General features: G+C 64.1%; 26 protein-coding genes, 1 tRNA gene and 1 pseudogene. 10 read left to right on the top strand and 18 right to left on the bottom strand.

The window, feature by feature from the left end; all coding sequences use genetic code 11:
• Positions 1–160 precede the first annotated feature (160 nt).
• The 4 genes from QGV54_RS09710 to QGV54_RS09695 all read left to right on the top strand — a co-directional run bounded on the left by QGV54_RS09710 (position 161) and on the right by QGV54_RS09695 (position 5026).
• The gene (locus QGV54_RS09710) at positions 161–2260 is read left to right on the top strand and encodes a DEAD/DEAH box helicase (RefSeq protein WP_281017037.1); all 2100 of its coding nucleotides are present in this window, start codon (positions 161–163) and stop codon (positions 2258–2260) included.
• A gap of 259 nt (positions 2261–2519) precedes the next feature.
• Positions 2520–3110 carry an MFS transporter gene (locus QGV54_RS09705; RefSeq protein ID WP_281020144.1) on the top strand — a complete coding sequence of 197 codons (591 nt, stop codon included), beginning with the start codon at positions 2520–2522 and terminating at the stop codon, positions 3108–3110.
• 51 nt (positions 3111–3161) lie between these two features.
• Positions 3162–4300 (top strand): IS3 family transposase gene (locus tag QGV54_RS09700; RefSeq protein ID WP_281015974.1). Its coding sequence is split into 2 segments (ribosomal slippage): positions 3162–3426 and positions 3426–4300, totalling 1140 coding nucleotides; the frame shifts between segments, so codons are not numbered across the junction.
• 90 nt (positions 4301–4390) lie between these two features.
• Positions 4391–5026 (top strand): MFS transporter, encoded by a 636-nt coding sequence (locus QGV54_RS09695; protein ID WP_281020143.1) that lies wholly within the window; start codon positions 4391–4393, stop codon positions 5024–5026.
• Here the strand turns inward: QGV54_RS09695 and QGV54_RS09690 are convergent.
• Together QGV54_RS09690 and QGV54_RS09685 are read right to left on the bottom strand one after the other, a co-directional pair.
• On the bottom strand, positions 5023–5862 hold the full coding sequence (locus QGV54_RS09690; protein WP_281017039.1) for a fumarylacetoacetate hydrolase family protein: 840 nt from the start codon (positions 5860–5862) through the stop codon (positions 5023–5025). The two genes, QGV54_RS09695 and QGV54_RS09690, sit on opposite strands and share 4 nt — an antisense overlap.
• A gap of 38 nt (positions 5863–5900) precedes the next feature.
• Entirely contained in the window at positions 5901–6335 is a 435-nt protein-coding gene (locus QGV54_RS09685) for a nitroreductase family deazaflavin-dependent oxidoreductase (protein WP_281017040.1), read from the bottom strand.
• An 86-nt stretch (positions 6336–6421) separates the two neighbouring features.
• Here QGV54_RS09685 and QGV54_RS09680 point away from each other — a divergent pair, with 86 nt between their 5' ends.
• Positions 6422–7411: an aldo/keto reductase gene (locus QGV54_RS09680; protein ID WP_281017041.1), complete on the top strand. Its 990-nt coding sequence runs from the start codon at positions 6422–6424 to the stop codon at positions 7409–7411.
• 40 nt (positions 7412–7451) lie between these two features.
• On the opposite strand, the gene QGV54_RS09675 is transcribed toward QGV54_RS09680, so the two are convergent.
• From QGV54_RS09675 to QGV54_RS09640, 8 genes and pseudogenes are all read right to left on the bottom strand, one after another.
• Positions 7452–7528 (bottom strand) — tRNA-Pro (locus tag QGV54_RS09675).
• Positions 7529–7703: 175 nt separating this feature from the next.
• Positions 7704–7928: pseudogene (locus QGV54_RS19830) on the bottom strand (MerR family transcriptional regulator); the annotation flags it as partial.
• A gap of 70 nt (positions 7929–7998) precedes the next feature.
• Positions 7999–8316, bottom strand: a complete 318-nt coding sequence (locus QGV54_RS09665; RefSeq protein WP_348638778.1) for an integration host factor subunit alpha — start codon at positions 8314–8316, stop codon at positions 7999–8001.
• Positions 8317–8438: 122 nt separating this feature from the next.
• On the bottom strand, positions 8439–9410 hold the full coding sequence (locus QGV54_RS09660; RefSeq protein WP_348637619.1) for a beta-ketoacyl-ACP synthase III: 972 nt from the start codon (positions 9408–9410) through the stop codon (positions 8439–8441).
• On the bottom strand, positions 9407–10453 hold the full coding sequence (gene plsX, locus QGV54_RS09655; protein ID WP_281017044.1) for a phosphate acyltransferase PlsX: 1047 nt from the start codon (positions 10451–10453) through the stop codon (positions 9407–9409). Before plsX ends, QGV54_RS09660 begins: the two co-directional genes overlap by 4 nt.
• Positions 10454–10482: 29 nt before the next feature.
• Entirely contained in the window at positions 10483–10668 is a 186-nt protein-coding gene (rpmF, locus tag QGV54_RS09650; RefSeq protein ID WP_281017045.1) for a 50S ribosomal protein L32, read from the bottom strand.
• A 37-nt stretch (positions 10669–10705) separates the two neighbouring features.
• Positions 10706–11260 carry a DUF177 domain-containing protein gene (locus QGV54_RS09645; protein WP_281017046.1) on the bottom strand — a complete coding sequence of 185 codons (555 nt, stop codon included), beginning with the start codon at positions 11258–11260 and terminating at the stop codon, positions 10706–10708.
• A gap of 2 nt (positions 11261–11262) precedes the next feature.
• Complete coding sequence (locus tag QGV54_RS09640) at positions 11263–11808, bottom strand: ubiquinol-cytochrome C chaperone family protein (RefSeq protein WP_281017047.1); 546 nt, start codon at positions 11806–11808, stop codon at positions 11263–11265.
• 139 nt (positions 11809–11947) lie between these two features.
• Here QGV54_RS09640 and bamE point away from each other — a divergent pair, with 139 nt between their 5' ends.
• On the top strand, positions 11948–12391 hold the full coding sequence (bamE, locus tag QGV54_RS09635) for an outer membrane protein assembly factor BamE (protein WP_281017048.1): 444 nt from the start codon (positions 11948–11950) through the stop codon (positions 12389–12391).
• A gap of 6 nt (positions 12392–12397) precedes the next feature.
• Here the strand turns inward: bamE and QGV54_RS09630 are convergent, their stop codons facing one another.
• From QGV54_RS09630 to QGV54_RS09595, 8 genes are all read right to left on the bottom strand, one after another.
• Positions 12398–12790, bottom strand: a complete 393-nt coding sequence (locus QGV54_RS09630) for a helix-turn-helix domain-containing protein (RefSeq protein ID WP_281017049.1) — start codon at positions 12788–12790, stop codon at positions 12398–12400.
• The gene (locus QGV54_RS09625) at positions 12787–13482 is read right to left on the bottom strand and encodes a Smr/MutS family protein (RefSeq protein WP_281017050.1); all 696 of its coding nucleotides are present in this window, start codon (positions 13480–13482) and stop codon (positions 12787–12789) included. The genes QGV54_RS09630 and QGV54_RS09625 overlap by 4 nt, the downstream gene beginning before the upstream one ends.
• Positions 13483–13486: 4 nt before the next feature.
• Positions 13487–14197: an LUD domain-containing protein gene (locus QGV54_RS09620; RefSeq protein ID WP_281017051.1), complete on the bottom strand. Its 711-nt coding sequence runs from the start codon at positions 14195–14197 to the stop codon at positions 13487–13489.
• Positions 14198–14318: 121 nt separating this feature from the next.
• Positions 14319–16565 carry a response regulator gene (locus QGV54_RS09615; protein WP_281017052.1) on the bottom strand — a complete coding sequence of 749 codons (2247 nt, stop codon included), beginning with the start codon at positions 16563–16565 and terminating at the stop codon, positions 14319–14321.
• A gap of 228 nt (positions 16566–16793) precedes the next feature.
• The gene (locus QGV54_RS09610; protein WP_281017053.1) at positions 16794–17351 is read right to left on the bottom strand and encodes a DUF2889 domain-containing protein; all 558 of its coding nucleotides are present in this window, start codon (positions 17349–17351) and stop codon (positions 16794–16796) included.
• A 154-nt stretch (positions 17352–17505) separates the two neighbouring features.
• Positions 17506–18732 (bottom strand): cytochrome P450, encoded by a 1227-nt coding sequence (locus QGV54_RS09605; protein ID WP_281017054.1) that lies wholly within the window; start codon positions 18730–18732, stop codon positions 17506–17508.
• Positions 18733–18792: 60 nt separating this feature from the next.
• On the bottom strand, positions 18793–19452 hold the full coding sequence (locus tag QGV54_RS09600) for an HAD family hydrolase (protein ID WP_281017056.1): 660 nt from the start codon (positions 19450–19452) through the stop codon (positions 18793–18795).
• The gene (locus QGV54_RS09595; protein WP_281017057.1) at positions 19449–20669 is read right to left on the bottom strand and encodes a hypothetical protein; all 1221 of its coding nucleotides are present in this window, start codon (positions 20667–20669) and stop codon (positions 19449–19451) included. The genes QGV54_RS09600 and QGV54_RS09595 overlap by 4 nt, the downstream gene beginning before the upstream one ends.
• A 153-nt stretch (positions 20670–20822) precedes the next feature.
• Here QGV54_RS09595 and QGV54_RS09590 point away from each other — a divergent pair, with 153 nt between their 5' ends.
• From QGV54_RS09590 to QGV54_RS09575, 4 genes are all read left to right on the top strand, one after another.
• Positions 20823–22340, top strand: a complete 1518-nt coding sequence (locus tag QGV54_RS09590) for a DHA2 family efflux MFS transporter permease subunit (protein WP_281017058.1) — start codon at positions 20823–20825, stop codon at positions 22338–22340.
• Positions 22341–22397: 57 nt separating this feature from the next.
• Complete coding sequence (locus QGV54_RS09585) at positions 22398–23084, top strand: transglutaminase family protein (protein ID WP_281017059.1); 687 nt, start codon at positions 22398–22400, stop codon at positions 23082–23084.
• Positions 23085–23298: 214 nt separating this feature from the next.
• Positions 23299–24765, top strand: a complete 1467-nt coding sequence (guaB, locus tag QGV54_RS09580; RefSeq protein WP_348637706.1) for an IMP dehydrogenase — start codon at positions 23299–23301, stop codon at positions 24763–24765.
• Between the two features lie 18 nt (positions 24766–24783).
• Positions 24784–26082: an RsmB/NOP family class I SAM-dependent RNA methyltransferase gene (locus tag QGV54_RS09575; RefSeq protein WP_281017061.1), complete on the top strand. Its 1299-nt coding sequence runs from the start codon at positions 24784–24786 to the stop codon at positions 26080–26082.
• Positions 26083–26087: the final 5 nt, after the last annotated feature.

Below are 26087 nucleotides of genomic sequence, written 5' to 3'. Positions count from 1 at the left end.
ACAGTACCCTGACGGCATAACACTTGTGTTGCGCTGCACAATGGCTACAACGCTGGCTTGATCTGATTGTCGCCGGGCATGAACCCGGCCGTCGATGTCCGGGGTGGTCGGTGACTGACTGCGTATCGGACCCTGGAACACCTGCACCGAAAGTATCACGTTGGCTCATTTTGACGGTGTCGTGCCGCCGCTTGCAGAAGCGCTGGCACGCAAGAACTACGAAACTCTGACCCCGGTTCAGCAGAATGTGCTGGACCCGGAACTGGCGAACTCCGACCTGCTGGTCTCGGCCCAGACCGGCTCGGGCAAGACGGTTGCCTTCGGCATCGCGCTGGCGCCGACCCTGCTGGCGGGGGAGGACCGGTTTTCCCGTGCCGAGAGGCCGCTGGCGCTGGTGGTGGCCCCGACGCGCGAACTGGCCTTGCAGGTGAAACGCGAACTGCAGTGGCTCTATGAGCTGACCGGCGCGTCCTTCGCGTCCTGCGTCGGCGGCATGGACATGCGGACGGAGCGGCAGGCGCTGTCGCGCGGGGCACATATCGTTGTCGGCACGCCGGGTCGGCTGCGCGATCATATCGAGCGTGGATCGCTGGACATGACCGGCATGCGGGCCGTCGTGCTCGACGAGGCCGACGAGATGCTCGACCTCGGGTTCCGGGAGGATCTGGAGTTCATCCTGGGGGCCGCGCCGGACGACCGCCGGACCCTGATGTTCTCTGCCACCGTGCCGAAGATGATTGTCAGTCTGGCCAAGCGGTTCCAGCGCGATGCGGTCCGCTTGGCGACGACCGCCGAGCAGCGCCAGCACGTCGATATCGAATACCGGGCCATGAAGGTCGCGCCGAGTGACCGCGAGAACGCGATCATCAATGTGCTGCGCTACTTCGAGGCAAAGAGCGCCATTGTCTTCTGCGCGACGCGGGAAAGCGTCAACCGCATGACCAGCCGTTTCACCAACCGGGGCTTCTCGGTCGTTGCGCTGTCCGGTGAACTGAGCCAGGGGCAGCGCACCCACGCGCTGCAGGCCATGCGTGACGGGCGGGCGCGGGTCTGCATCGCCACGGACGTGGCGGCCCGCGGACTGGACCTGCCGGACCTGGAACTGGTGATCCACGCCGACCTGCCGCAGAACAGCCAGGCGCTGCTGCACCGCAGTGGCCGCACGGGCCGCGCGGGGCGGAAGGGTGTCAGCGTCCTGATCGTTCCCTTCAATCAGCGCTTCAAGGCGGAGCGGCTGCTGCAGGGCGCGCGCATCGAAGCCAACTGGGGCAACCCGCCCTCGGTGGCGGAGATCACCGAGCGTGACGACCAGCGCCTGCTGCAGGACGAGACGCTGACGGAACCGGTGGCCGAAGCCGAGCAGGCATTCGTGGATCAGATCCTGGCGCAGCATTCCGCCGAACAGGTCGCCGCCGCCTTTGTCCGTCTTTACCGCTCCGGCCAGTCCGCGCCGGAGGAACTGCAGGATGATTCCCGGCCCGAGCGCGGGGAGAAGCGTGATCGCAAATCCCGGGAGAAGGCCGACTTCACTGACGGTACCTGGTTCTCGCTCTCCGTGGGGCGCAAGCAGAATGCGGAGCCGCGCTGGCTGCTGCCCATGCTCTACCGCACCGGCAATATTGCGCAGGGCGATGTCGGGGCGATCCGCATTCACGGTGGCGAGACCCATGTGCAGATCGCACCGGGCAGTGTCGACAGCTTCACCGCTGCCATCGGTCCGAACCGGACCATCGACAAGAACATCAACGTGACCCGCCTGGAAGGCACACCTGAAGCGCCGGACGAACAGTCCGACCGTACGCCCGAGCGGAAGCGCCCCTATGCGGGGAAGAACGCATCGCGCCGGGACTCTGGTGATGACGGTGACGATGATCGCGAGGGGCCGACGCCCGAAGCGACGGAGGAGTTGCGGGAGGAACGGCCTGACCGCGCGCCCGACCGGAAGCGTCCCTATGCGGGCAAGGGCAAGCCCCGCAAGTCGTTCGAGGTTCGCGGGGAGGGGCGCCTGGAAAGTGGATCGCCGGATGGCGCCGACAGGCCCCGCGCGAAGAAGTCCTACAAGCCCCGTTCCCCCAGGGCCGACAGCCCGGACAGGCCAGCGCCCGACGGTGCGGCCCAGACACGTCCGACAGGCAAGAAACCGTTCAGGTCCCGTGCCGCCGGGCCAGATGGACCGGGTGACAAGCCCCGCAAGGTGAAGAAGCACCGGAAGGGCAGCCCCCCACCAGCCGGTGCGCGCAAGCGCAAGGGGGCGGAGTAGGGCAGGCGCCACTGCCGCTCCGCTCCGGGTTTGACAAAATTCGGCGTCGGCAACAGCATGACGCTTCGGCGTGGGCAGGGTTTCCGCGCCTGAACACATGGGATCAGCAATGTACCTGTCGAACACGGCAGGGGTGGGAGCAAGGCGCCCGGGCCGGTAACGGAACCCGACAGGAAACTCCCATGCGCCTCCGTCATCAGCCGGGGGCGCTTTTTCTTGTCCGCAGCGGGCCGCAACGGCAATGCGGGAAGAGGGTTGAATGATGCGAGACACACAGCGCACGCCACCAGGCCTGCTGACCCTGATCCTGCTCAGCAGCCTGTCGATCGTATCCCTGAACCTGTTTCTGCCCTCACTGCCGAACATGGCGCGGGATCTCGACACCGACTATGCGACTGTCAGCCTGGCCATCGCGGGCTATTCGGCGGTGGCGGCGGTGCTGTTGCTGATCGTCGGCCCGGCCTCCGACCGCTACGGTCGGCGTCCGGTCATTCTGGGTGGACTGGCGATCTTCTGCGTCGCGTCGCTCGGCTGTCTGCTGGCGACCGATATCGTGACCTTCCTGTGCTTCCGGATGCTGCAGGCGGCCATCATCGCCGGGTTCGCGGTCTCCCGTGCCGCGATCAGTGATACCGCCGCCGCGGGCAAGGCCGCCAGCCTGATGGGCTATCTCGCCATGGCCTGGGCCATCGCGCCGATGCTGGGCCCGGTGGTCGGTGGCGTACTGGATGAACTCTTCGGCTGGCGCGCCAGTTTCCTGGCGTTCCTGACCCTCGGCTGCGCCCTGTTCGTGCTTTGCTGGTTCGATGTGGGGGAGAGGTGGCCCGACAAATCTGGACAGTTGAGTTAGGTGGATTTTCTGCTCCCAATCCGGCAGCGTTGCCGGGACGAAGGAGCGAAGATGACAAGACGACCCAGGCGGAACCACAGCCCTGCCTTCAAAGCGAAAGTCGCATTGGCGGCGCTGAAGGGCGACAGGACGATGAGCGAGCTGGCGACGCAGTTCGACCTGCATCCCAATCAGATCAAGCAGTGGAAGGATCAGCTGCTTGAGGGCGTAACGGGTGTCTTCGATGACACGCCAAAGGCCGCGAAAGAGCCGCAGATCGACGTAAAGTCCCTGCACGCGAAGATTGGCCAGCTGGCGCTGGAAAACGATTTTTTAGAGGGCGCGCTCGACAAGGCCGGTCTGTTGCCGAGCGCAAGGAAATGACGGGCCCGGACCACAGGCTGAGCCTGACACGGCAAGCCCGGCTTCTCGGGATCAGCCGGGGCAGCCTGTATTACGCGCCGCGCCCGACCAGTGCGGCGGACCTCAAGCTTATGCGCAGAATTGACGAGTTGCACATGGACTACCCGTTCGCGGGCAGCCGTATGATGAAAGGGTTGCTGCGGCAGGAAGGCTTCACGGCCGGGCGGCTGCACGTGGCAACCTGCATGAAAACGATGGGCATTGAGGCGCTCTATCGCAGACCGAACACCAGCAAGCCTGCGCCCGGTCACAGGATCTATCCCTACCTGCTGCGCAAGCTGGCCGTGACGCAGCCCAATCAGGTCTGGGCCATGGATATTACCTACATTCCCATGGCCCGAGGGTTCGTCTATCTGGTCGCCGTTCTGGACTGGTTCAGCCGCAAGGTTCTGGCCTGGCGGCTGTCGGTGACGCTGGAAACAGCGCCGTGTCTGGAGGCCTTGAATGATGCCCTGCGCAGATATGGCAAGCCGGAGATCATGAACTCGGACCAAGGATCACAGTTCACGTCCATTGACTTCATCAAGGCGCTGAAGGACGCCGACATCCAGATCAGCATGGATGGCAAGGGCGCTTGGCGCGATAACGTGTTTGTCGAACGGCTCTGGCGCAGCGTCAAATACGAGGAGGTCTATCTGCACGCCTATGAAAGCGTGTCAGCCGCCCGACAGGGCATCGACCGATACCTGGCCTTCTACAACACAAGGAGACCGCATTCATCGCTGGAAGGGCAAACGCCCGATCAGGCATATCACATCAAGTTGCAACCAATCCCGGTGGCGGCATAACCAAGCGGAAAATCCACCTAAGAAACGGCTCGAAACTGTTCAAACGAACCGAACCACCTCTGGGAGACCAACACCAGCCGCTCAACGTCGATGATGAACCAGATCCGGGCCTACCCGGAACTGCTCCGCTCCGGGCGGTTCTGGGGCTATTCGCTCTGCATCGCCTTCTCCACAGGTGCCTTCTACGCCTTCCTTGGGGGCGCACCGCTGGTCGCTGTCGCGGTCTTCGAGATCTCTCCCGCAAGGCTCGGGTTCTATATCGGCAGCATCACGGCGGGCTTCATGTTCGGCAGCTTCCTCGCCGGCCGGTTCTCCGCCCGCTACGAACTGACGACCGTGATGATCACCGGTCGCCTCATCGCCTGCGGCGGGCTTTCAGTCGGGCTGCTGCTTGTGGCCTCGGGGCAGGTGTATCAGCTCATCCTGTTCGGGGCCTGCGCCTGTGTCGGTATCGGCAACGGGATCACCATGCCCAGCGCCAACGCCGGTTGCATGGCCGTGCGTCCGGGACTGGCCGGCAGCGCCTCCGGTGTTTCCGCCGCCCTGACCAACGCCGGCGGCGGCGCACTGGCCGCGTTCACCGGCACTGTATTGAGCGCGGAGAACGCGGCCTGGGGCCTGATCACCATCATGCTGGCCGCATCGGCCCTGGGCCTTGCCGCTGCCGTCTACGTCCGCAGGGCAGAGCGGGTCAGTGCACCTTCATCCTTTCCCGGGGCAGTCTAGTTGTCGGCGACGAAGGTCTGGCGCTGGTCGCCCAGCCCTTCGATTCCCAGGGTCACCACGTCACCGGGCTTCAGATAGACCTGCGGATTCTGGCCCATGCCGACACCTGGCGGCGTGCCGGTGGAAATCACGTCGCCCGGGTGCAGGGTCATGAACCGGCTAAGGTATGACACAAGGTGTGCCACGCCATAGACCATGGTGGCGGTGGAACCGTCCTGATAGCGCTTGCCATTGACCTCCAGCCACATCGACAGGTTCTGCGGGTCAGGCACCTCGTCGCGCGTGGCCAGCCAGGGACCGATGGGGCCGAAGGTGTCGCAGGACTTGCCCTTGGTCCACTGGCCCTCGTGCTCGATCTGGAACTCGCGCTCCGACACGTCGTTGGTGACGCAATATCCGGCGACATGGTCCAGCGCATCCGCCTCCGACACGTATTTCGCGGATTTGCCGATGACGACGCCCAGTTCGACCTCCCAGTCGGTCTTCACCGAACCGCGCGGGATGATGATGTCGTCGTTCGGGCCGACAATGGTGGAGCTTGCCTTCATGAAGATCACGGGCTCGCTCGGCACGGGATTGCCGGTCTCCGCCGCATGGTCGGAATAGTTCAGGCCGATGCAGATGAACTTGCCCGTGCCCGTGACGCAGGGACCCAGGCGCGGGTTGCCGTTCACGACTGGCAGGCTGCTGACATCGACACCGTCCAGGACCGAAAGGTCGGCCAGCAGGGCAGGATTGATGTCCGCTACATGCGCCGAGAGGTCACGCAACTGCCCCTCGCTGTCGAAGACGCCGGGTTTCTCGGCGCCCGGCTGTCCGTATCGTGTCAGTTTCATGGTTCTTCCCCCTCAGGATTGTTCTTGTTTTCGCGTGTTCAGACAGGCTCCGCCAGGAAGACCGGGATCAGGCGCGGTGCCTTCCTGCGATAATCCTCGTAGCGGTCGAAGGCGGCAACGGCAGCTTCCCACAGCCGGTCCCGTTCCGGCCCGTCCGGCACTTCCCGGACACGCATCGGCCAGACTTCTGTCGCGTCGCGAATCTCGACATCCGGATTGGCACGCAGGTTGTGGACCCATACCGGATCCTTCTCCGCCCCGCCCTTGGAACCGACCAGCACGTAGTTGTTCCCTACCTTGACCCGCATCAGGGGGATCTTGCGGATACCACCTGTCTTGTTGCCCATGTGGGTCACCAGAATGCAGGGCAGGCCGGTATCCATCAGCGTCGTACCCCTGGTGCCGCCGCTGCTCTCGTAGAGTTCGACCTGCTCGCGCACCCAGTCGGCGGCGGGCGGAAGATATTCAGCCATGGTGTACTCCCCTGAAAATGCCTGTTGCGGTCGGACCGCAGCGACTATCGTGCAACAAATTCGCGGGCTTGGGGAGGAATCAACAGTTGAAGCAGCGTATTCTTGGGCAGAACGGACCGAAGGTCAGTGTCGTCGGCTATGGTGCCATGTCGTTCACCGATTTCTACGGCAAGGCGACCGACGAGGGATCGATGCAGGTTCTGGACGCCTGTCTGGAGTTCGGCATCGACCATGTGGACACCTCCAACGTCTACGGCATGGGGCGGTCGGAGACGGTCATCGGCGAATGGCTGAAGCGCCGGGGCGGCGAATGTCCGTTCACCATCGCCACCAAGGGCGGCATCACCCGCAGCCCCGACCGCCGCTTCAACAATGACCCGGAGCACCTGACGGAACAGCTGGAGGGCAGTCTGAAACGGCTGGGTGTCGAGGCGGTCGATCTCTACTACGTGCATCGCCGTGACAAGGCGCACGAGATCGAGGCAGTGACGGAGACCCTCGCGGGGCTGGTCAAGGCGGGCAAGTGCAAGGCCATCGGATATTCCGAGATTGCACCCGGTTCCCTGCGACGGGCGCAGGCGGTGCACCCGATTGCGGCCGTGCAGTCCGAATATTCGCTCTCGACCCGGTCGCCGGAGCTGGGACTGGTGCAGACCTGCGCCGAGTTCGGCACCACCCTGGTCGCCTTCTCGCCCGTGGGGCGGGCCTTGCTGACCGACACGCCACATGATCAGGCATCGGTACAGGACATTGCCTTCATGAAGGACAACCCGCGCTTCGTGGAGCCGAACCTGAGCGCGAATCTGGCAAAGAATGCGGAGTTCCGCGCGCTGGCCGCCGACATGGGCGTGGCTGCGGCGACACTGGCGATCGCCTGGCTGGTGCATCAGGGGGATCACATCGTGCCGATCCCCGGTACGCGTTCCATCGATCATCTGCGCGAAGTGGCGGCGGGTGGCAGTCTGGACCTGAGCGCGGAAGATCTGAAGCGCATAGAGGAGGTTCTGCCGGTCGGCTGGTGCCACGGCGACCGCTACACCGCGACCCAGTGGGAAGGGCCGGAGCGGTACTGCTGAAACAGAAATTCAGAGGTGAATTTCAGGGGGTGTCGGGAAATGGTCGGAGCGGCGGGATTTGAACCCACGACCCCCACACCCCCAGTATGGTGCGCTACCAGGCTGCGCTACGCTCCGACGCGGCGGACCATAGTCGTTCCGGCTGCCGTGATCAATCGCCAGTCGTCAGCGCAAGCAGACTTTTCCGAAGTTCGATCAGTTCGCCCCGCGCATCCTCGATGGCGCGTCGCTGCAATACGCTCAGGCTGTCGACAACAGGGGCCTTCTTTGCGGCTGAACCCTGGTCGCGAAACATCTGCTGCACGCCCTTGATCGTGTACTTCTCCTCGTAGAGCAGATGCCGGATCCGCTGCAGCAGGGCCACATCCTCGGGCCGGTAGTAGCGTCGGCCACCGCCGCGCTTCAGCGGCTTTATCTCGGGGAACTTGCTCTCCCAGAACCGCAGGACGTGCTGCTGCACATCCAGTTCGGTCGCTACTTCGCTGATGGTACGGAACGCTTCTGGTGACTTCGCCAAGGCTGGTATCCGGTAGAAGAAGTTGCAGGGGCAGGGCGTCTCGATCGGCCCATGTCAGGCCAACCGCATCTCAGGTCCTGGCAGGTCTGCCCAGCAGGCCCTGGTTGATCTCGTCCTTCAGGACATGACTGGCCCGGAAGACCAGCACCCGTCGGGGTTCGATCGGGACTTCCTCACCGGTCTTGGGGTTCCGCCCGATGCGGCCACCTTTCTCGCGGACCTGAAAACTTCCAAAGGAAGAAATCTTTACGGTTTCGCCACTTGCGAGGTGATCTGCAATCTCCATCAGAACTGCATCGACCAGTTCCGAAGACTCGTTACGCGACAGACCGACTTCCCTGTACACAGCTTCACTGAGATGCGCACGGGTCACTGTCGAACCGCTCATAATCGTCGCTCCCCACTGCCACGCCTGTTCGGACTGCCATTCGGCATTGTTTTGTTGTTACGGCACATTACGCGCGAAATCCAATCCGGAGTCAAAGCAGTTCGGCGCAATTGTGTCAGTCGTTACCAGCGAACCAGCGCCGAACCCCAGGTGAAGCCACCACCCATCGCCTCCAGCAGCAGCAACTGACCGCGCTGGATCCTACCGTCACGCACGGCCTCGGTCAGCGCCAGGGGAACTGACGCGGCAGAGGTATTGCCGTGGCGATCAACGGTGACCACAACCTTCGACGGATCGAGTTTCAGCTTGCGTGCCGTCCCGTCCAGAATGCGCTTGTTCGCCTGGTGCGGAATGACCCAGTCGATGTCCTCCGCCTGCAGTCCCGTGGCATCCAGCGCCTCGCTGATCACGGCGGACAGGTTCACGACCGCATGGCGGAAGACTTCCTTGCCCGACATGCGCAGATGCCCGACCGTCTGGGTGCTGGACGGGCCACCATCAACATACAGAAGGTCGTGATGGCAGCCATCGGCATGCAGGTGACTTGTCAGGATGCCCCGGTCGGCATTGGTGCCGTCGCCTTCCATCGCCTCCAGCACGATTGCACCGGCCCCGTCGCCGAACAGGACGCAGGTTGTGCGGTCTTCCCAGTCGAGGATGCGAGAGAAGGTCTCGGCACCGATCACCAGCGCGCGGCGGAACTGCCCCGCCTTCAGGAAATTGTCGGCAGTGGCGAGTGCATAGACGAAACCGCTGCATACGGCCTGGATGTCGAAGGCGGCACCGTGGCGAATGCCCAGACGGGACTGGACCACGGTTGCGGTGGCAGGAAAGGTGCTGTCCGGGGTGGCCGTGGCGAGAACGATAAGATCAATGTCATCGGGCTGCAGACCCGCGTGATCCAGCGCATCGCGGGCCGCTGCCACCGCCAGATCGCCGGTGGTCTCCCCCTCCGCCGCGATATGGCGCTGGCGGATACCACTGCGGGCGACAATCCACTCATCGGACGTGTCCACCATGCCGGCCAGTTCGGCATTGGTCATGACCCGTTCAGGCAGATAGCTGCCGCTTCCGATGATCACGGAACGTATCATGCGTTGCCCGCTTTCTGCATTTCCCCACCCAGAAGGTCGATAGTCTGGCAGTCCTGAGCGATTCGTTCGATCATTCCGTCCTGAACCATGTCGGCGGCGATGCGGATGGCACTGGCGACACCGGTGGCATTGGCACTGCCGTGGCTCTTCACCACGACCCCGTTCAGCCCCAGGAAGACGCCGCCATTGTAGCCGTTGGGGTCGAGCCGGTTCTGCAGCCGCCTGAAGGCGCCACGGGCGATCAGAAAGCCCAGCTGGGCGATCCAGGAGGCGTTGATGGCCTGGCGCATCGTGTAGGTGACCAGCCGCGCCGCCCCCTCGTGGCTCTTGAGTGCGACATTGCCGCTGAAGCCGTCAGTGATGACCACATCGACCACGCCGCGCGTGATGTCGTGGCCTTCGACAAAGCCGTGATAGTGGAAACCGGCATCCTTGATGTTGCGCAGCCGCTCCGCAGCGGCGCGAACGATCTCGTTGCCCTTCAGTTCTTCCTCGCCAATGTTCAGCAGACCGACCGTCGGATGCACCCGACCCAGCACCGCGCGACAGAACGTGGCCCCCATCAGGGCGAACTGGACCAGATTGTCTTCATCGCAGACGACATTGGCGCCGAGGTCGAGCATGACGCTCTCCCCGCACTCGGTCGGCATGAAGCCGGCGATTGCCGGACGGTCGATACCGGCCTGGGGCCGCAGGGAGAACAGTGCCATGGCCATCAGGGCACCGGTATTGCCACCGGAAACCACACCATCGGCGTCACCGTCGCGGACGGCGTCGATGGCCATGCGCATGCTGGTGTCGCCGCCACGTCGCAGCGCCTGGCTCGGCTTCTCGTTCGAGCCAACGGTGCGTGGCGCGTGACGGATCTCGACACAGTCCGCCAGGTCACCACGCACAAGCGGTCTCAGCTTCGCTTCGTCACCGAAGAGAAGGAAACGTATGCCAGGATACTGAAGGCGGACATGAGTGATCCCGTCGACAACCGCGCCAGGGGCGTGGTCACCGCCCATGGCATCCAGTGATAGTGTCAGGGGACGGCTCATGCTGCGTGTGCCTGTTCAGGCGACGGGGCTCAGATGGCCTCGTCAGCCTCGAACACCTCACGCTCCTTGTAGTGGCCACAGGCTGCGCAGACATGATGCGGCAGCTTCATCTCACCGCAGTTGGCGCACTCGTGCGAACCGGTCGCGACCAGGGAATCGTGGGCGCGCCTCTGGTTACGGCGGGACCGCGTTACTTTCTTCTTGGGGACAGCCATTTCTACTCCTTAAAACCCTTCCGCCCGTGCGGCAGGGTCATGTCTCATCTCGCTTCAGTCGTGCCAGCGCCGCAAAGGGGCCGGTTGCTTCGTGCTTTCCGTCCGTCGCGGACGGCGGCAGGACAGCGTCTGCTTTCCTCGGAAACGGATCAAGCGACAATGCCAGATGCTCGGCAACCGCGGCGCCGAGATCCAGCCGATCCCCGTCCAGAGGTTCCGGCGGATCATCGTCGTCGGCGATATCGACTACACGATGTGTCTCATCCAGAACAGCCCGTGGCGTGTAATGCAACGTGATCGTCTCGTCAACATCGCCCGGTACCGGTTCCAGGGTCACGACGCATTGCTGCACCACTTGTGCACGCAGGTGAAACCGCAGGGTGACACCTTCATCAGCCGGCCAGATCGTCGCCTGCGCGCTGACGGCGGGCAGATCAAGCAGGTCGAAGGCCTCCGCCAGTGTTGCGCGGGCGGATTCGTCGAGCGTCAGCGTCACTTCCAGGCCCTTCTGGTCGATATCGGACAGGTCGACCCAGTGACTGAACAAGGGCGGGATTTCCGCGACCGAATCCGTCGTGTCCCTGTGTTTCATCATCAGACCTCCCTGTCCGGCATCAGGAACGTGAAACGCTCGGCCGCCATGTCCGCGAAGGGCAGTGCTGAAAGCATGTCCCAGTTGGCCATGACATAGGCCGCGAGCGCCGGCAGGGTGGCGTCGTCATCGGGGTCCGCGCGATAGACGTTCCTGTGCAGCGCCTGCTGCAGGGCCATGGCGTCGCCTGCGTCCAGCGCCGCATCATAGGCTGTCGCGCGCCCGTAGTAGGCGTGCGACATCTTCTTGACCCTGTGCCCGATGCCGATGTCCCCGACGCCGGAGAGGCGCAGCCCCTGGTCCAGATCCTTCAGCATCACGTCGAACAGGTACTGCGCCAGCCGCGGGGCAGGCCGGGCCTCCTTGTTCGCGCGGCGGATCAGCAGATGGACGTGCAGCACCAGCAGGTCGAAGCGCCCGTCAAACGTGTCGTCGACGTTCCAGTCGGTGTAGAAGAAGGGCAGCCGTGCCTGTTCACCCGCCATGCTGTAGAGCGAGTGGGCGGTCTTTCGCATCGGGTCGGGCTTGATCAGATCGAACAGGGACATGATATCTGGGGTCTTCCGCAGCAGACTTCAGGGTTCCGCAGTTGACTCGGACGGTGCGGTTCGGGCAATCGGAAAGCAACAGCTAGGTCCGCGAGGGCCCGGCGTCAATGGCCGGACGGTCAGGGTGGATCGGAACGACATGTTTGGACGCAGGAATTTCATGGTTCTGGCCGTTGTTGCGGGCCTGCTCGCGGCCTGTACACCCGACACGCATGTCGAGGGCTATCACCTCGACCGGGAACGCATCGATCGCATCCAGCCCGGCATCACGACACAGCAACAGGTGGGCGACATTCTCGGCAGCCCGTCCAGCGTGGCGACGTTCCGGGAGAATGCGGATACCTGGTACTACATCTCGAAACAGATAGAGAGCATCACCGAACTGGATGCGGAGGTGGTGGGCCAGCAGGTCGTCGCCGTCGACTTCGACGAGGTGGGGCGTGTCGAGAAGATCAGGGAATATGACCTGAAGGACGCCAAGGATATCCGGGTCGCGTCACGGACAACGCCGACACAGGGTGAGAAGCTGGGCTTCTTCGAGCAACTGTTCGGCAACGGGCTGCTGGGCGTCGGTCAGCAGTAGAGGCCCTCAGGGCGGATCGCTGTCGGTTCCGGCACTGTCCGGCCGCTCGGCACGGTCCAGGACAGTCAGCATCTCGTCCAGGACACGCTCATCGGTCGCCGCGATCTCTGCCGCCAGGCGATTGGCCAGCAGTGTCGCCTTCGCGCTGAGACCGGCGGTATCTATCACGACGCGCGGGTGGGACATGCGGGCAAGCTCGCGCAGGTCGTCCGCGTCCTCCCAGATCAGATTGAAATAGTCGATGATCTGCTGCACCAGCGACCAGCTCGGGCGACTGCGGTGACCATGCTCCAGCGCCGAGAGATAGGCAGGCGTGAGCTGAAGGTCCGCCGCCATGCGGCTGAGTGTCAGTCCCTGACGCTCGCGCAGCGCCCTGACACGCGTGCCGAAGGGCGTCATCCGCTGTCATCCCGCCTGTCATCCCGACGCCGTCGCAGCAGGACATAAAGTGCGCCGCTGCCGCCGTCGCGCGGCACGGCCGGTGCCGTTGACAGGACCAGGGGGGCGAGGTCGCCGGCCGCAAGCCAACCCGGCACTTCACGTTTCAGACGACCGGGTGGCTCAGGATTGAAGTAGGGACTGTCGCTTTCCGTCCGGCCCCTGTTGCCCTTGCCGGTGATGACCAGCAGGCACCGCAGCCCAGCGGCATGACAGGCCCGCACCCGCTGGCGCAGGGCCGCATGAGCCTGTTCGCGGTTGAGGCCATGCAGGTCCAGCCTCGCGTCGATCTGGAAGGTGCCCTTGCGCAGCCGCTCCGCGGTTCGCCGATCCAGTCCCGCAACGCGTCCACGGGCGGCAGGTGACGGCTGTTCGGTGGGGGTCATCGGTCGTGGTGTGGCTGGCTGTACGGGCGCTGGTGTAGCAGCGGGAGGTGTCGTCGACTTCTTCCGGCTGCTGCCCCTGGATGCGACGGGTTTCGCGGTCTCCGTGCCTGCTGGAGGCTGAGCGGCCTCCGCGCGACGCCGCTCCAGATCCTTCAGCCGTTCCATGGTCGAGGGCAGGGGAGTCACGGTCTGCGCCACCCGTTGCCACAGGTCGGTGTCATCCCTGTCGCCGGTCTTGCCCTTCGGTCTGCGGGGCACGCGGGCCATGTCCTCAGTCCTCGCCGGCGGCATCCCGTCCGACACCGTCAGCCATGTCATCCACCATCACGACATGCAGGCGACGCGGGCCATGCGCGCCCATGACAATCTTCTGCTCCACGTCGCCGGTGCGGGATGGCCCGGAAACGAGATTGAGCGTGCGCGGCAGCACCCCGGCACCGAACCGCTCCCGTGCCATGCCGAAGGCGTCCTCCATGGCGCGCACGACCTGGCTGCGGCGCATGACGACGATATGGTTGTCGGGGACGAAGTTGAGGGTCGGCGGAGTCTCCGGACTGGAGGCGAAAACCAGCGTTCCGGTCTCCGCGATGCCGGCGAAAGCGGGCGTTACGCCTGTCTGGTCGGTAATCTCCGCGGCACCTGAGGAAACCTCCAGCAGCGGTGCGCTGTCCCAGGGCAGATCCGTCACATCGGGCGACGGCGACAGCTTCAGCCTGCCAGGCAGGTTCAGGCCCTTCAGGTAATCGGCAACCGCCTGCGGGACCGCTTCAGGGGCCGCAATCTCGTCAACGGTGATCGCCAGTTCGCGGCACTTCGCCAGGAACAGGGCATAGCGTTCCGGCTCGGGCCGGTCTGCGCGTGCGGGAATGAGATTGGCTTTCGGATCGGCGATCCGTGCCGCCAATTCCTCCGGTGATCTGCGCAGGGGGTTGCCCTGATTGGCCGCGCTGATCTTCGCCAGCAGAGCGTCCTTGCCTGACATGGTGCATCCCCTTCAGCAGATGATCGACATGATCATGTCCCAATGCTCTATCGGTAAAGTCGGGGGGCATGCAAGCATCCCCGGTCACCGGGCGTCCTTGCATGCTGCCGGGCAGGGGACGTCAGGTGCGCGGACCGGCACTGCGTCCGGCCCGCCAGTGTTCCATGGCCGCGTTCAGTTCCGCCTCGTTGATCGGCTTGGCCAGATAGTCGTCCATGCCGGCGTCGAGGCACATCTGCTTGTCCTCTGCCATCGCGTTGGCGGTCAGGGCGATGATCGGGATATCGAGCTTGTTGCCATCCAGTGCCCTGATGCGACGGGTGGCTTCCAGACCATCGACTTCAGGCATGTGAATATCCATCAGCACCAGGTCGAAGTCATTGTCACGAACCGCGATCTCGGCCTCCGCGCCGTTCTCGACCGCGGTCACCTTGTGGCCGTTCTTGCCCAGCAGGGCGAGAGCGAGCATCTGATTGATCTCGTTGTCCTCCGCCAGCAGGATCCGCAGCGGACCGGAACTGGCGGCCCTGACCGGCCTGGCGGCATCATCGTCGTCGTCATTCACATCGACCTGATCGTCCACTTCCAGTTCAGGTGTCAGCAGACGGTAGAGAGAGCGGCGGCGGATCGGCTTCGTCAGATAGCCATCGAAACCGGCATTCTTCAGCGGTTCGTTCTCGGCGCGGCGACTGACCGGCAGCATGACAATGGCGCGCGTCGATGCGAGCTTGGGGTCCGCCCGCAGCTGTTCGATGAATTCTGTCGCGGGAACGTCTTCCAGCGACCCGTCGAAGAGGACGGAATCGTAGGGTGTGCCCTTGGCAGCCGCGGCGCGCAGCAGTTCCAGTGCCTGCCCGCCGCTGGAGGTGCGCTTCGCAATCGCGCCGCCGTCGGTCAGTTGATCGGCCAGCGCCCAGCGGGCGATACGATTGGCTTCAGCCACCAGAATGCGTTTCTGGTCCAGACGCGCTTCGGCGCGGGGGGAAGTGCCGCCCTTGGCCTTCTTCAGTTCGATCTCGAACCAGAAGGTGCTGCCCTTTTCCTTTTCGCTGATCAGGCCGATCTCGCCGCCCATCTTCTCGACGATACGCCGGGTGATCGCCAGACCCAGGCCGGTACCGCCGTAACGCCGGGAGACCGAGGAATCGACCTGCGTGAATTCCTCGAACAACTGTGCCTGCTTGTCTTCGGGGATGCCGATGCCGCTGTCGATGATCTCCACGCGGATGGCCGCGGAATCGGGCCGGTCCTGCAAGAGGCGCAGCGCAATCACGACGCCGCCTTCGTGGGTGAATTTCACGGCGTTGCCAGCCAGGTTGACGATGGCCTGGCGCAGACGGCCCGGGTCACCGATCAGGTGCCGCGGAATGTCCGGGTCGGCCATGGCCATGACCTCGATGCCGCGCTCGAACGCCCGGGGCGCCAGCAGTTCGGCGATCTTCTCGCACAGTCCGGCAATATCGACATCAATGCTCTCGAACTCCAGATAGCCGGCTTCGATCTTGGAGAAGTCGAGAATGTCGTTGATCAGGGTCAGCAGCGACTGGCCGGATTCCTGAACCGCATCGGCGTAATTCTTCTGTTCTGCCGTCAGTTCGGTATCGAGCAGCAGGCTGGTCATGCCCAGAACACCGTTCATCGGGGTGCGGATCTCGTGGCTCATGGTGGCCAGGAAGCCGGACTTGGCGCGGTTCGCGGCCTCCGCCTCGTCGCGGGCTACGCCGAGCTCCCGCTCCGTCTCCTTGCGGTCCGTGATGTCGCGCCCGACCCGCTGGATCTCGGTGATGCGTCCGTCCGGGTCGCGCAGCGCCACATCTTCCCAGGCAATCCAGCGCCAGCCGTTGCTGGTCAGGACACGCTGGTCGTAGCTGGCGCGGTAGGGGGGGATGCTGATGCGTTGCAGGTCGAAGGGCTGCGATCCCTCCTCGACGGCCACATTGACCGTCAGGGGCTTGCCGATGGCGTCTTCGTTGCTGATCCCCAGGGTCCGGCCGAGTGCTTCATTGGCGAAGCTCAGGCGGCCGCGGGAGTCCAGTCGCACGATCAGGTCATGCTGGGTCTCGACCAGGCCGCGATAGCGTTCCTCGTTGGCGCGGAGGGTGGAGTTCATGTCGTTGAGCAGTTCGACCGTCTCAGACAGGCGGTCCGCCATCTCCGTCATGCGATGGTTCTGGCTGTTGAGCCGCATGTACTTACGCCGCGCATCCTCGATCAGGACACCGACGATCAGGACAATGATGATGACGAGGGCGCTGACGGACTTGGGGCCGATGGCGATCTTGCCTTCGCCCGCGAAAAGGTCGGCATTGAAGATCAGAACGACAGCAGCAACACCGGCAATGGCAATCAGCGGCGCTGCGTAACGCAACCACCCCTGGCCAATCCGTCCTGCCCGCCGTCCGGAACCTATGTCTGACACTCCCCGACTCCAAAACGCGAAGGTGACATGAAAAGATGTGCCAAATCGTTACCGATCCAGCATCTCAACTGTTAACCCTGGCGTCGATGCAAGAACCGTGCGATCACAGTACCAATCGCATCAGATGAGTGAAAGGGGTAGTCTGATACTTCATTTCTCCGGCGTTGGCGTCCGGGATCAGGCGTCGATCTTGCCCGCTTTCGGTTCCACGTAGTAATCCGGGAACTTCTCCTTCACCACGGGGCTGTAGTCTGCCCAGGCGTGGCAGGTGTTCAGGATTCCGGGGCGCCCGTCAGCTTTCTTGCCGCCCATGTTCTTGATCGGCCAGATGGTCTGCATGGTGGCCGTGGCCATCTGTGGCAGCAGTTCGACGATATGGGTGCAGCCCGCGGTGCCGCCGACCCTCTCGCGGGCCTTCCTGTTGAAGCCCGGTCCGATCCGCAGGCCGGCAAGCGCGGCGAAGTTCGGCGCGACTTCCTTGCACATGCTGTAGGGCGTGATTTCCGACCAGGCCTCGGCGGCATGGATCATCATGTCCTCATCGACGGTCAGGCGCAGCCACATCTTGTGAACCATGCCGTCGTCGCGCCGTTCCATCATGTTCCCGTAGGGCACCGGCTTGTGGTCGGAGATCATGCCTTCCATGTCCCACAAGCCATCTTCCCTCTCATATCCGCAGATCTCGATCTTGCGCGTATGGCGGTGGGCGCGTTGGGCCGGTTCGGACAGGGCCATCATGGTTCTCCAGCAATTGCACTAAGCGGGCGACGGCGGAAGATACCAGTGAAATGGCACAGGTCCAGACCGGTTCACGAATGGCGGGTATCTCCCGTGTCCCGATCCGCGGGTCCGGGCAGGAAGATCGCGGCAGCCCGGGACCGGCTGGCCGTCAGCCCCAGGCGATCGGCAGGGAGGTCAGGCCCCGCAAGGTGAATGTCGGACGCCAGTCCGGCTCGTCGGGCTTCTCCAGCCGCAGATCGGGCAGTCGCGCCAGCAGGCTGCGGAATGCGATATCGGCTTCCACCCGCGCAAGCTGGGCGCCGAGGCAGAAGTGAATGCCGCCACCGAAGGACATCGGTCGCACATCCTTGCGGTCAACGCGGAAGCTTTCCGGTGCGTCGAACGCGGCGCCGTCGCGATTGGCCGACCCCAGCAGATTGATGATGTGGTCGCCCTTCGGAATGGTGACGCCATTGACCTCGACATCTTCCATCGCGGTGCGGCCGGTCATCTGCACGGAGGAATCGAAGCGCAGCATCTCCTCGATCGCGCCCGGCACCAGATCGGGATTGTCACGCAGCTTGGCGTACTCGTCCGGGTTCTGCAGCAGGGCGAGGAGCCCGTTGCCCAGCAGGTTGACGGTCGTTTCGTGCCCGGCGCCGAACAGCAGGATCACGTTTCCGACCAGTTCCGCCTCCGTCAGCCGTTCGCCGGCTTCCTCCGCCTGCACCAGGACCGTCGTCAGATCGTCCTGCGGTTCGGCGCGGCGGCGGGAGAACAGGTCGCGGAAATAGGCCTCCTGCCGCGAAAAGCCGTCGCCGATCTCCTGCAGTTCCTCTGCGCTGACCGGGGTCGGGTCGATCAGCCGCCCGGAGATCTTGGAACCGAACTCGAAGTGGCTGCGATCCTCCGGCGGGATGCCGAGCATGTCGCAGATCACGTTCACCGGCAGCGGATAGGCAAAGTCCCGGATGAAGTCCATCCGGCCGCGCGGTGCCGCCCGGTCCAGCAACTCATCGACAAGCGTCTGGATCTGGGGACGCAATCCGTCGATGCGGCGTGCCGTGAAGGCCTTGGAGACGAGGCCGCGCAGGCGGCTGTGGTCCGGCGGGTCCTGGACCAGCATCCATGTGCGCATGTTGGCGTAGACCGGATTGTCGAAGACATCGTCACCGTTACGCATCTTCATGCGCTCGTCGAAACCCTTCCCGAAGCGGCGGTCCTTCAGGATCATCTGCACGTCGGCGTAGCGGGATGCGACCCAGAATCCCAGGGGCGTCTTCATCAGCGGCTGGTTTTCGCGCAGCAACTCGAATGACGGGTAGGGATTGCGCAGGAACTCCGGCGAGAACGGGTTGAAGAGCGGTGCGTCGGCGACCGGTGTCTGTTCGTTCATGCTGTGCCTCCCGGGCAATGTCGGCAGAATTGATGACCGCCGTTCATTTATCCGGGAAGGTTAAACGCGAACCACCAGTTCCGGCAAGTCATCCATGTGCTGAAAAACCCCCTCCGCACCCGCATCCAGCAGCATCTGCCGGTCACGATCGTGATCACGGTGACTGCCGCCGGTGAAGCCCAGCGCCCGCATGCCCGCCGCGCGCGCCGCCTGCAGGCCGAAGGGGCTGTCCTCCACGACGACGCAGGCGCGCGGATCGACATTCATCTCGCGGGCGGCATGCAGGAAGAGGTCGGGCGCGGGCTTGCCGCGTTTCACCATGGTGGCGGAGAACAGTCGTCCGGCGAACAGATCGATGATCCCGGTCGTGCCGAGGGTGAGGGTCATCTTGCTCACCTCGCCGGAGGATGCGACGCAGGTCAGGGCCGTGATCCGCTCCACCGCGCCGCGCACACCGGGAATGGCCTTCACTTCCCGCGCCAGCACCTCGGCGGTGCCGGTCCGGATGTCGCTGACGAAGCTGTCGGGCAGCCGGACGCCAAATCTTTCAAGCACAAGCTCCGCGCAACTGCTCAGCGACAGGCCGACGAACGTCGCCTCCGTCTCCTCGACCTCTATCGCGACGCCATGGTCGTTGAGATAGCGGGTGAGCAGCCGGTTTGCCGGGCGCTCGCTGTCCACCAGGACACCGTCGCAGTCGAAGATGACGAGGTGGCTCATTCCGCGCAGGCTGCCGGCTTCGCGGGCGCGCGGCAGAGCAGCAGGCCATCATCGGTGACAGACCCGGCAATCAGCATGCCATCGATCCGCAGAACCCCGGTGGCGCCGCTGACCGGGTCGCCGTCCGGGTCATCATGCAACAGGGTGCAGCTGTCCGGCCTGTCCGGGTCGAGGGAGATCAGCCGTGTCGGCGCACTGCTGAAGAACGGCCACTTCCGCATGTAGAAATACAGGTCCATCGTGTCGGGATGCACGGCGGTCAGCAGGTTTCCGTCCACATCCATGTCCAGGTTGTCCGGTCCGCCGGGCACGGGAATGGTCCTGGCCGGTCGTTTCAGGCGCCCGTCGATCAGTTCGTAGGCCCTGATCCGGTCGGCCTGCGTCTCCGCCACATAGACAGTCGGTTTCTCGCCTTGGTCGACAAGGACGCCGTTCGCGAATGCCAGACGGTCATCAAGGATCTCCGGCGCGTCGGCGCGTGTGAGATCGACCATGGCGATCTTCGAACGCTCCTGTCCCAGCAGCAGTTCGAAGAAGGCGCCGATCCCGCCACAGGCGCCGCGATCCAGACTGACGATGGCGGTGTTCCCGTCCAGGGCGTCCAGGTCATTGGCGGCGCATATGTCTGGATGCGAATAGGTGCCTTCATGATCCAGCGCGCCATTCGGGGCGACGAAGAAGACCTCGATCGAGGTTCCGGCCGTGCCGTCATCGCGCCGCGCGGTTCCCATCTCGCGATGGTTGATCACCATCAGGCGCCCGGTCTGCTTGCCGATGCGCTGGTCCAGAAAGCCCGCCTTCGGCAGTTCCGGTTCCCACAGCGCGAACCCGTGCGGGTGCAGGACCTGATCCTCCTGAAAGAGTTCGGTGAGGTTCGGAACCGGCAGGTCAATCGGGCGCGAGACCTCGATGAATTCCCGCTTCAGGCGCGGGAACGAGATGGCATAGATGCCGTTGGCGACCGGTTCGTCCGCATCCCCGTCGGCCCAGCGATCATGGGCGGACAGCAGGATCCGCTTGCTGGGGGCGTGCCATGCCAGGTCCTCGATGCCGCGCAGCACCGCACCGGTGCTCGCATCGGTCAGATGCACCTCCCGGCAATCGGCGGCGTCGGCCGTCCCTGCAGACGGCACAGCGGCGATCAGGGCCGTGGACAGTGCGATCAGGACGCGCCGCGCTGCCCCCACAATTCCGTGGTGCTGGTCTGTTCTGGACATGGTTGCGCCCGAAACCCTTTCTGACGACGATGGCCTCACAGCCAGAGGATGACGAGAAGCGTCATTCGGTCAACCACCATTCCCGCCGCAGGGCAGGCGCTTCCCGGTCGGCGGTCCTGGCCTTCCCGCGCTGCATCAGGAGCTGCCCCGAGCATGAGTGTCACCCCCTCAGTCGTCGCACCACCACAGACGACAATGGCGCAGGCGCTGCTGGTCGGGACACTGACCATGTCGACGATGCTCTACGCCATGACGGTGACGATCGCCAATGTCGCCCTGCCGAAGATGCAGGGGGAGTTCGGCGCGACGCAGGACCAGATTGCCTGGGTCGTGACCTTCAACATCGTGGCGACGGCGGTGATGACGCCGCTGACCGGCTGGCTGATCGCGCGGCTGGGCCAGCGCAAGGTCATGATGTACTCGGTGGCGGGCTTCGCGATCTCGACGATGCTCTGTGGCATGGCGTCGTCACTGACAGAAATCGTGATCTATCGCGTGTTTCAGGGCCTGTGCGGCGCACCCATGGTGCCGACCAGCCAGTCCATTGTCCTGCAGGCCTTCACCAAGGACAAGCAGGCGAGCGTCATGTCGATCTTCGGCATGGGCGTGGTGATGGGGCCGATCATCGCGCCGACCCTCGGCGGTTACCTGTCTGAGGAATATGGCTGGCGCTGGGTCTTCTTCATGATCGTGCCCTGCGCCGTGCTGGCCTTTGCCGGTATCCTGGTGATCGTCCGCGATCTGGCCACGCCGGGCCGGATCCGTCTCGACTGGACCGGGTTCATCAGCCTGTCGATTGCCGTGGCCGCAACCCAGCTGATGCTGGACCGCGGCGAGCGGGAGGACTGGTTCGAGTCCATGGAGATCATGCTGGAACTCGGCCTGGCCGCACTGGCGTTCTACATCTTCATCGTCCACAGCCTGACAGCGGACAAGCCGTTCCTGAACTTCAAGCTGTTCAAGGACCGGAACTATGCCTTCGGGATGCTGTTCATCCTGATCTTCGGCATGCTGAACTTCACGCCGATGGTGCTGTTTCCGCCGCTGCTGCAGCACCTGCGCGGCTTTCCGGACACCGACATCGGCTGGCTTCTGGCGATGCGCGGTGTCGGCACGCTGATCGCCTTCACGGCCATGGTCTGGCTGTCGAAATATGACCCCAGACGCTGGATGACCCTCGGCTTTCTGATGCAGGGCATTGCCGGTCTCTATATCGCAGGCTTCAACATCAACCTGACGGCCTTCGACGTGGCCTGGACCAGCATGCTGCAGGGCTTCGGAGTGGGCATGACCTGGGTGCCGACGACACAGATTGCCTTTGCCACACTTCATCCCCGGGACGCGGGGGAGGGCAGTGCGGTCTTTCACCTGATCCGCAATTTCGGCTCCAGCCTGTTCATTTCCATCAGCATTGCCGTCGTCATCCGGACCAGCAACATCAACTATTCCGACCTGACGACCCATGCCTCGCCCTTCAACGAGAACTTCCAGTATCCATCCTCGGCGGGGGCCTGGAATCTGGACAGTCTGCAGGGGGTGGCCGCTTTCGCCGGCGAGATCGGGCGGCAGTCATCGATGATCGGGTATCTGAACGCTTTCTGGCTGTTCGGCGTTGTCTCACTCGCCGTCATTCCATTCCTCTGGATGGTGCGGTGGGAAGGGAATCGCTGAGTTGACGCCGGAGATCGTACGCTGGATCATCAATTCACGTTTCAGGGGAGATAAAGCATGAACGACCGGAGCGAAGCCGACATTGCCGAATGTCTGCAGCCGACCGACCTGATCGATTCCGATCATCCGGGAATCGTTGCCTTCGCCAGGAAGGTGGTGGGATTGGAGACGGACCCGAAGGCGAAGGCGATCAAGCTCTATTACGCCGTTCGTGATGACTTCTATTACGACCCCTATGGCGTGCGCATGACGCAGGATCATTTCCGCGCCAGTGCCTGTCTGGAGCGCAACAGCGGTTTCTGCATCACCAAGGCCGGTCTGCTGGCCGCGGCGGCGCGGGGGCAGGGCATTCCGGCGCGGCTGGGATTTGCCGATGTGCGCAATCATGTCTCCACGAAGCGCATGAGCGACCAGATGGGCACCGATGTCTTCTACTATCACGGCTTCACGGAGCTGTTCATCGACGGCAAGTGGGTGAAGGCGACACCGGCGTTCAATATCGAACTTTGCGACAAGTTCCGGATCATGCCGCTCGACTTCGACGGTGAGAACGATTCCGTCTTCCATCCGTTTACAGCGGATGGCGACCGGCACATGGAGTATGTGCAGGAGCGCGGGCATCGCAATGACATGCCCTTTGAGGAGATTCGCGACTGCTTTCGCGAGTTCTACCCCTACATGTTTGATGACGGGACCGCGATCGACGGTGATTTCGCGGCCGAGGCGGAGGCGGAGAACGCCTGATTTCCAAGGGGTTGGTTCGACGGTCCGGGACTGCGGCGCTTGGTCCGGGGATTTCGTGAGTCGCGGAACTGGTTGCAAAGCCTGACTGATGGCATAAGTCGCACAACAATCAATCCAGCCCGCGTTTGCCGCGAACGGAATTTTCTCCGGTCTCGCGCCTGTTGGGCTACTCCGTTTCCGTCGCTGACGGAGCTGCCATAGGAGTTCCGACGTGATCACGATCCGTGAAGCCCTCACCTTCGATGATGTCCTGCTCGCCCCGCGCGAATCCGGTGTTCTGCCGGGGGAGGTCAGCACCGCCACCAACCTGACGCGGGAAATCGCGCTTGGCGTGCCCGTCCTGTCTGCCGCCATGGACACGGTGACGGAGGCCCCCATGGCGATTGCCATGGCGCGGCTGGGCGGTATCGGCGTCATCCACAAGAATTTCACGGTCGAGGAACAGGCGGAGGAGGTGCGCAAGGTCAAGCGCTACGAATCCGGCATGGTCGTCAATCCGGTCACAATCTTCCCTGACGAGCCGCTGGCCAATGCGCTGGCGCTGATGAATACCCGGTCGATCTCCGGCATTCCCGTCGTGGAACGCAAGACCCGGCGTCTGGTGGGCATCATCACCAACCGAGACGTCCGTTTCGCCACCGACAAGCGCCAGCCGGTTTCCGAACTGATGACGCGGGAAGGCCTGGTGGTGGTTCAGGACAGCGGCGTGAACCGTGAAGAGGCGAAGCGGCTGCTGCATCAGCATCGCATCGAGAAACTGCTGGTGGTGGACGAGGACTATCGCTGTGTCGGTCTCGTCACCGTGAAGGATATCGAGAAGGCGGAATCGCACCCGCATGCCTCGAAGGACGCCCAGGGGCGCCTGCGGGTCGCGGCAGCCACCGGCGTGGGGCCGGAGGGGCTGCGTCGCACCGAGGCACTGATCGAGGCCGGTGTCGATCTGGTCGTCGTCGATACTGCGCATGGCCACAGCCTGCGGGTGCTGGAGGCCGTGTCGGAGATCAAGAAGCGCTCGAACTACACCCAGGTGCTGGCCGGCAATGTCGCCACCGCCGACGGTGCCCGCGCCCTGGTCGATGCCGGGGCCGACGCCGTGAAGGTCGGTATCGGTCCGGGGTCCATCTGCACGACGCGGGTCGTTGCCGGTGTGGGCGTGCCGCAGCTCACCGCCATCATGGATGCGGTCAGTGTCTGTCGGGATGCCGGGATCCCGGTGATCGCGGACGGTGGCGTGAAGTTCTCAGGTGACCTGGCGAAGGCAATCGCCGCAGGCGCGTCCTGCGCCATGATCGGCTCCCTGCTGGCCGGCACCGACGAGTCGCCGGGCGAGGTGTTCCTGTATCAGGGCCGGTCCTACAAGTCCTATCGCGGCATGGGCTCGCTCGGCGCCATGGCGCGTGGTTCCGCCGACCGCTACTTCCAGGAAGACGTGAAGAACGAACTGAAGCTGGTCCCGGAAGGAATCGAGGGGCGCATCGGCTACAAGGGTGCGGTCAGCCAGGTGGTGCACCAGCTCGTCGGCGGCCTGCGGGCGGCCATGGGCTATACCGGTTGCGTCGACATCCCGACCATGCACCGGAGCTGCGAGTTCCTGCGCATCACCAACGCAGGCCTGCGGGAGAGCCATGTCCATGACGTGGAGATCAGCCGGGAGGCTCCCAACTATGGCGGCGGACACTGATCGCGTCGGCACCGGGACGTGACCCCCGCCGCCAGACTTCAGGCCGCCATCGAACTGCTTGACCGGATCGAGACCGAGGCACCGGCCGCCGACTGGATCATGCGCGACTATTTCCGGAAGCGGCGCTACGCGGGGTCCGGTGACCGTCGCGCTGTTGGCCAGATCGTGTTCACGGTGCTGCGCCAGCGCGGGCTGATTGACTGGCGTCTGGTGCAGGGAAATCTGCCAATCACCAATCGCTTGCGGGTATTTCTTTCCCTGTTGCTTGAAGAAGACGCCGCTGCGCTGCCCGCTGAATCCACGGCCCATGGACCGGTTCCGCCCACGGCGGACGAGACCACGGCCCTGGACCTGGCCCGGACGCAGGATGCTGCCGAAGCGCCCCTGCCGGACCGTGCCGGTTTCCCTGCGCATCTGCTGGCGGACCTGACGGAGACCTACGGAGAGGGCGTGGAGCAGGAACTGCTGGCGCAGCTCCAGGACGTGGCTGCCGTCGATATCCGGGTGAACAGCCAGAAGTCGGACCGGGACACGGTCCTGGCGCGTCTGGAAACCGATGGCATCGGTGCCACGGCGTGGGGCTGGACCGGAACGGCGGTCCGGCTGGCAGGACGGCCGAACCTGAATGCGCATCCACTGCTGGGCGACGGCACCATCGAGATTCAGGATGCGGGCAGTCAGCTCGTCTCCGCGCTGGTCGGGGTGGAGCCGGGCCAGCAGGTTGCTGACTTCTGTGCCGGGGCAGGGGGCAAGACCCTGGCTATGGGCGCGCGCATGGAGAACCGCGGCGAGCTGCATGCGCTGGACGTGGACGTGCGCCGGCTGGAGCGGCTGCGGGCCAGGGCAACCCGTGCCGGACTGCGCAATGTGCAGAGCCGACGGATCGATCCGGAGGGCGACCTGCCGCAGGAACTGGTCGGACGCATGGATCGCGTCCTCGTCGATGCGCCGTGCTCCGGCAGCGGCACCTGGCGTCGCCAGCCGGAACAGCGCTGGCGCCTGGACGCGGCGCGACTGGAGCAGCATCAGGTGCGCCAGATACAGATTGCCGGACGTGCCGCCACGTTGCTGCAGCCGGGCGGCCTGCTGATCTACGTCACCTGCTCCATCCTGCGTGCCGAGAATGAGAGCGTGATCACAGAACTGATGCGACAGCTTCCGCATCTTGTGCGTGTCGATTGCCGGGATATGGCTGAAAAGGCCGGAGTATCACTGCCCGAAGGGGCTGTTACAGAGGCAGGGGAACTGCGGCTGTCACCGTATTGTCACGGCGTGGACGGCTTTTTTGCGGCTGTCCTGCGCAGCGATATCCGGTAGTGTCT

The sequence above is a fragment of the Minwuia sp. IMCC3060 genome (assembly GCF_029909435.1).
Classification (GTDB): Bacteria; Pseudomonadota; Alphaproteobacteria; order Minwuiales; family Minwuiaceae; genus Minwuia.
Note: the sequence above shows the minus strand (reverse complement) of the source record. Positions and strands in the feature narration are given on the sequence as shown.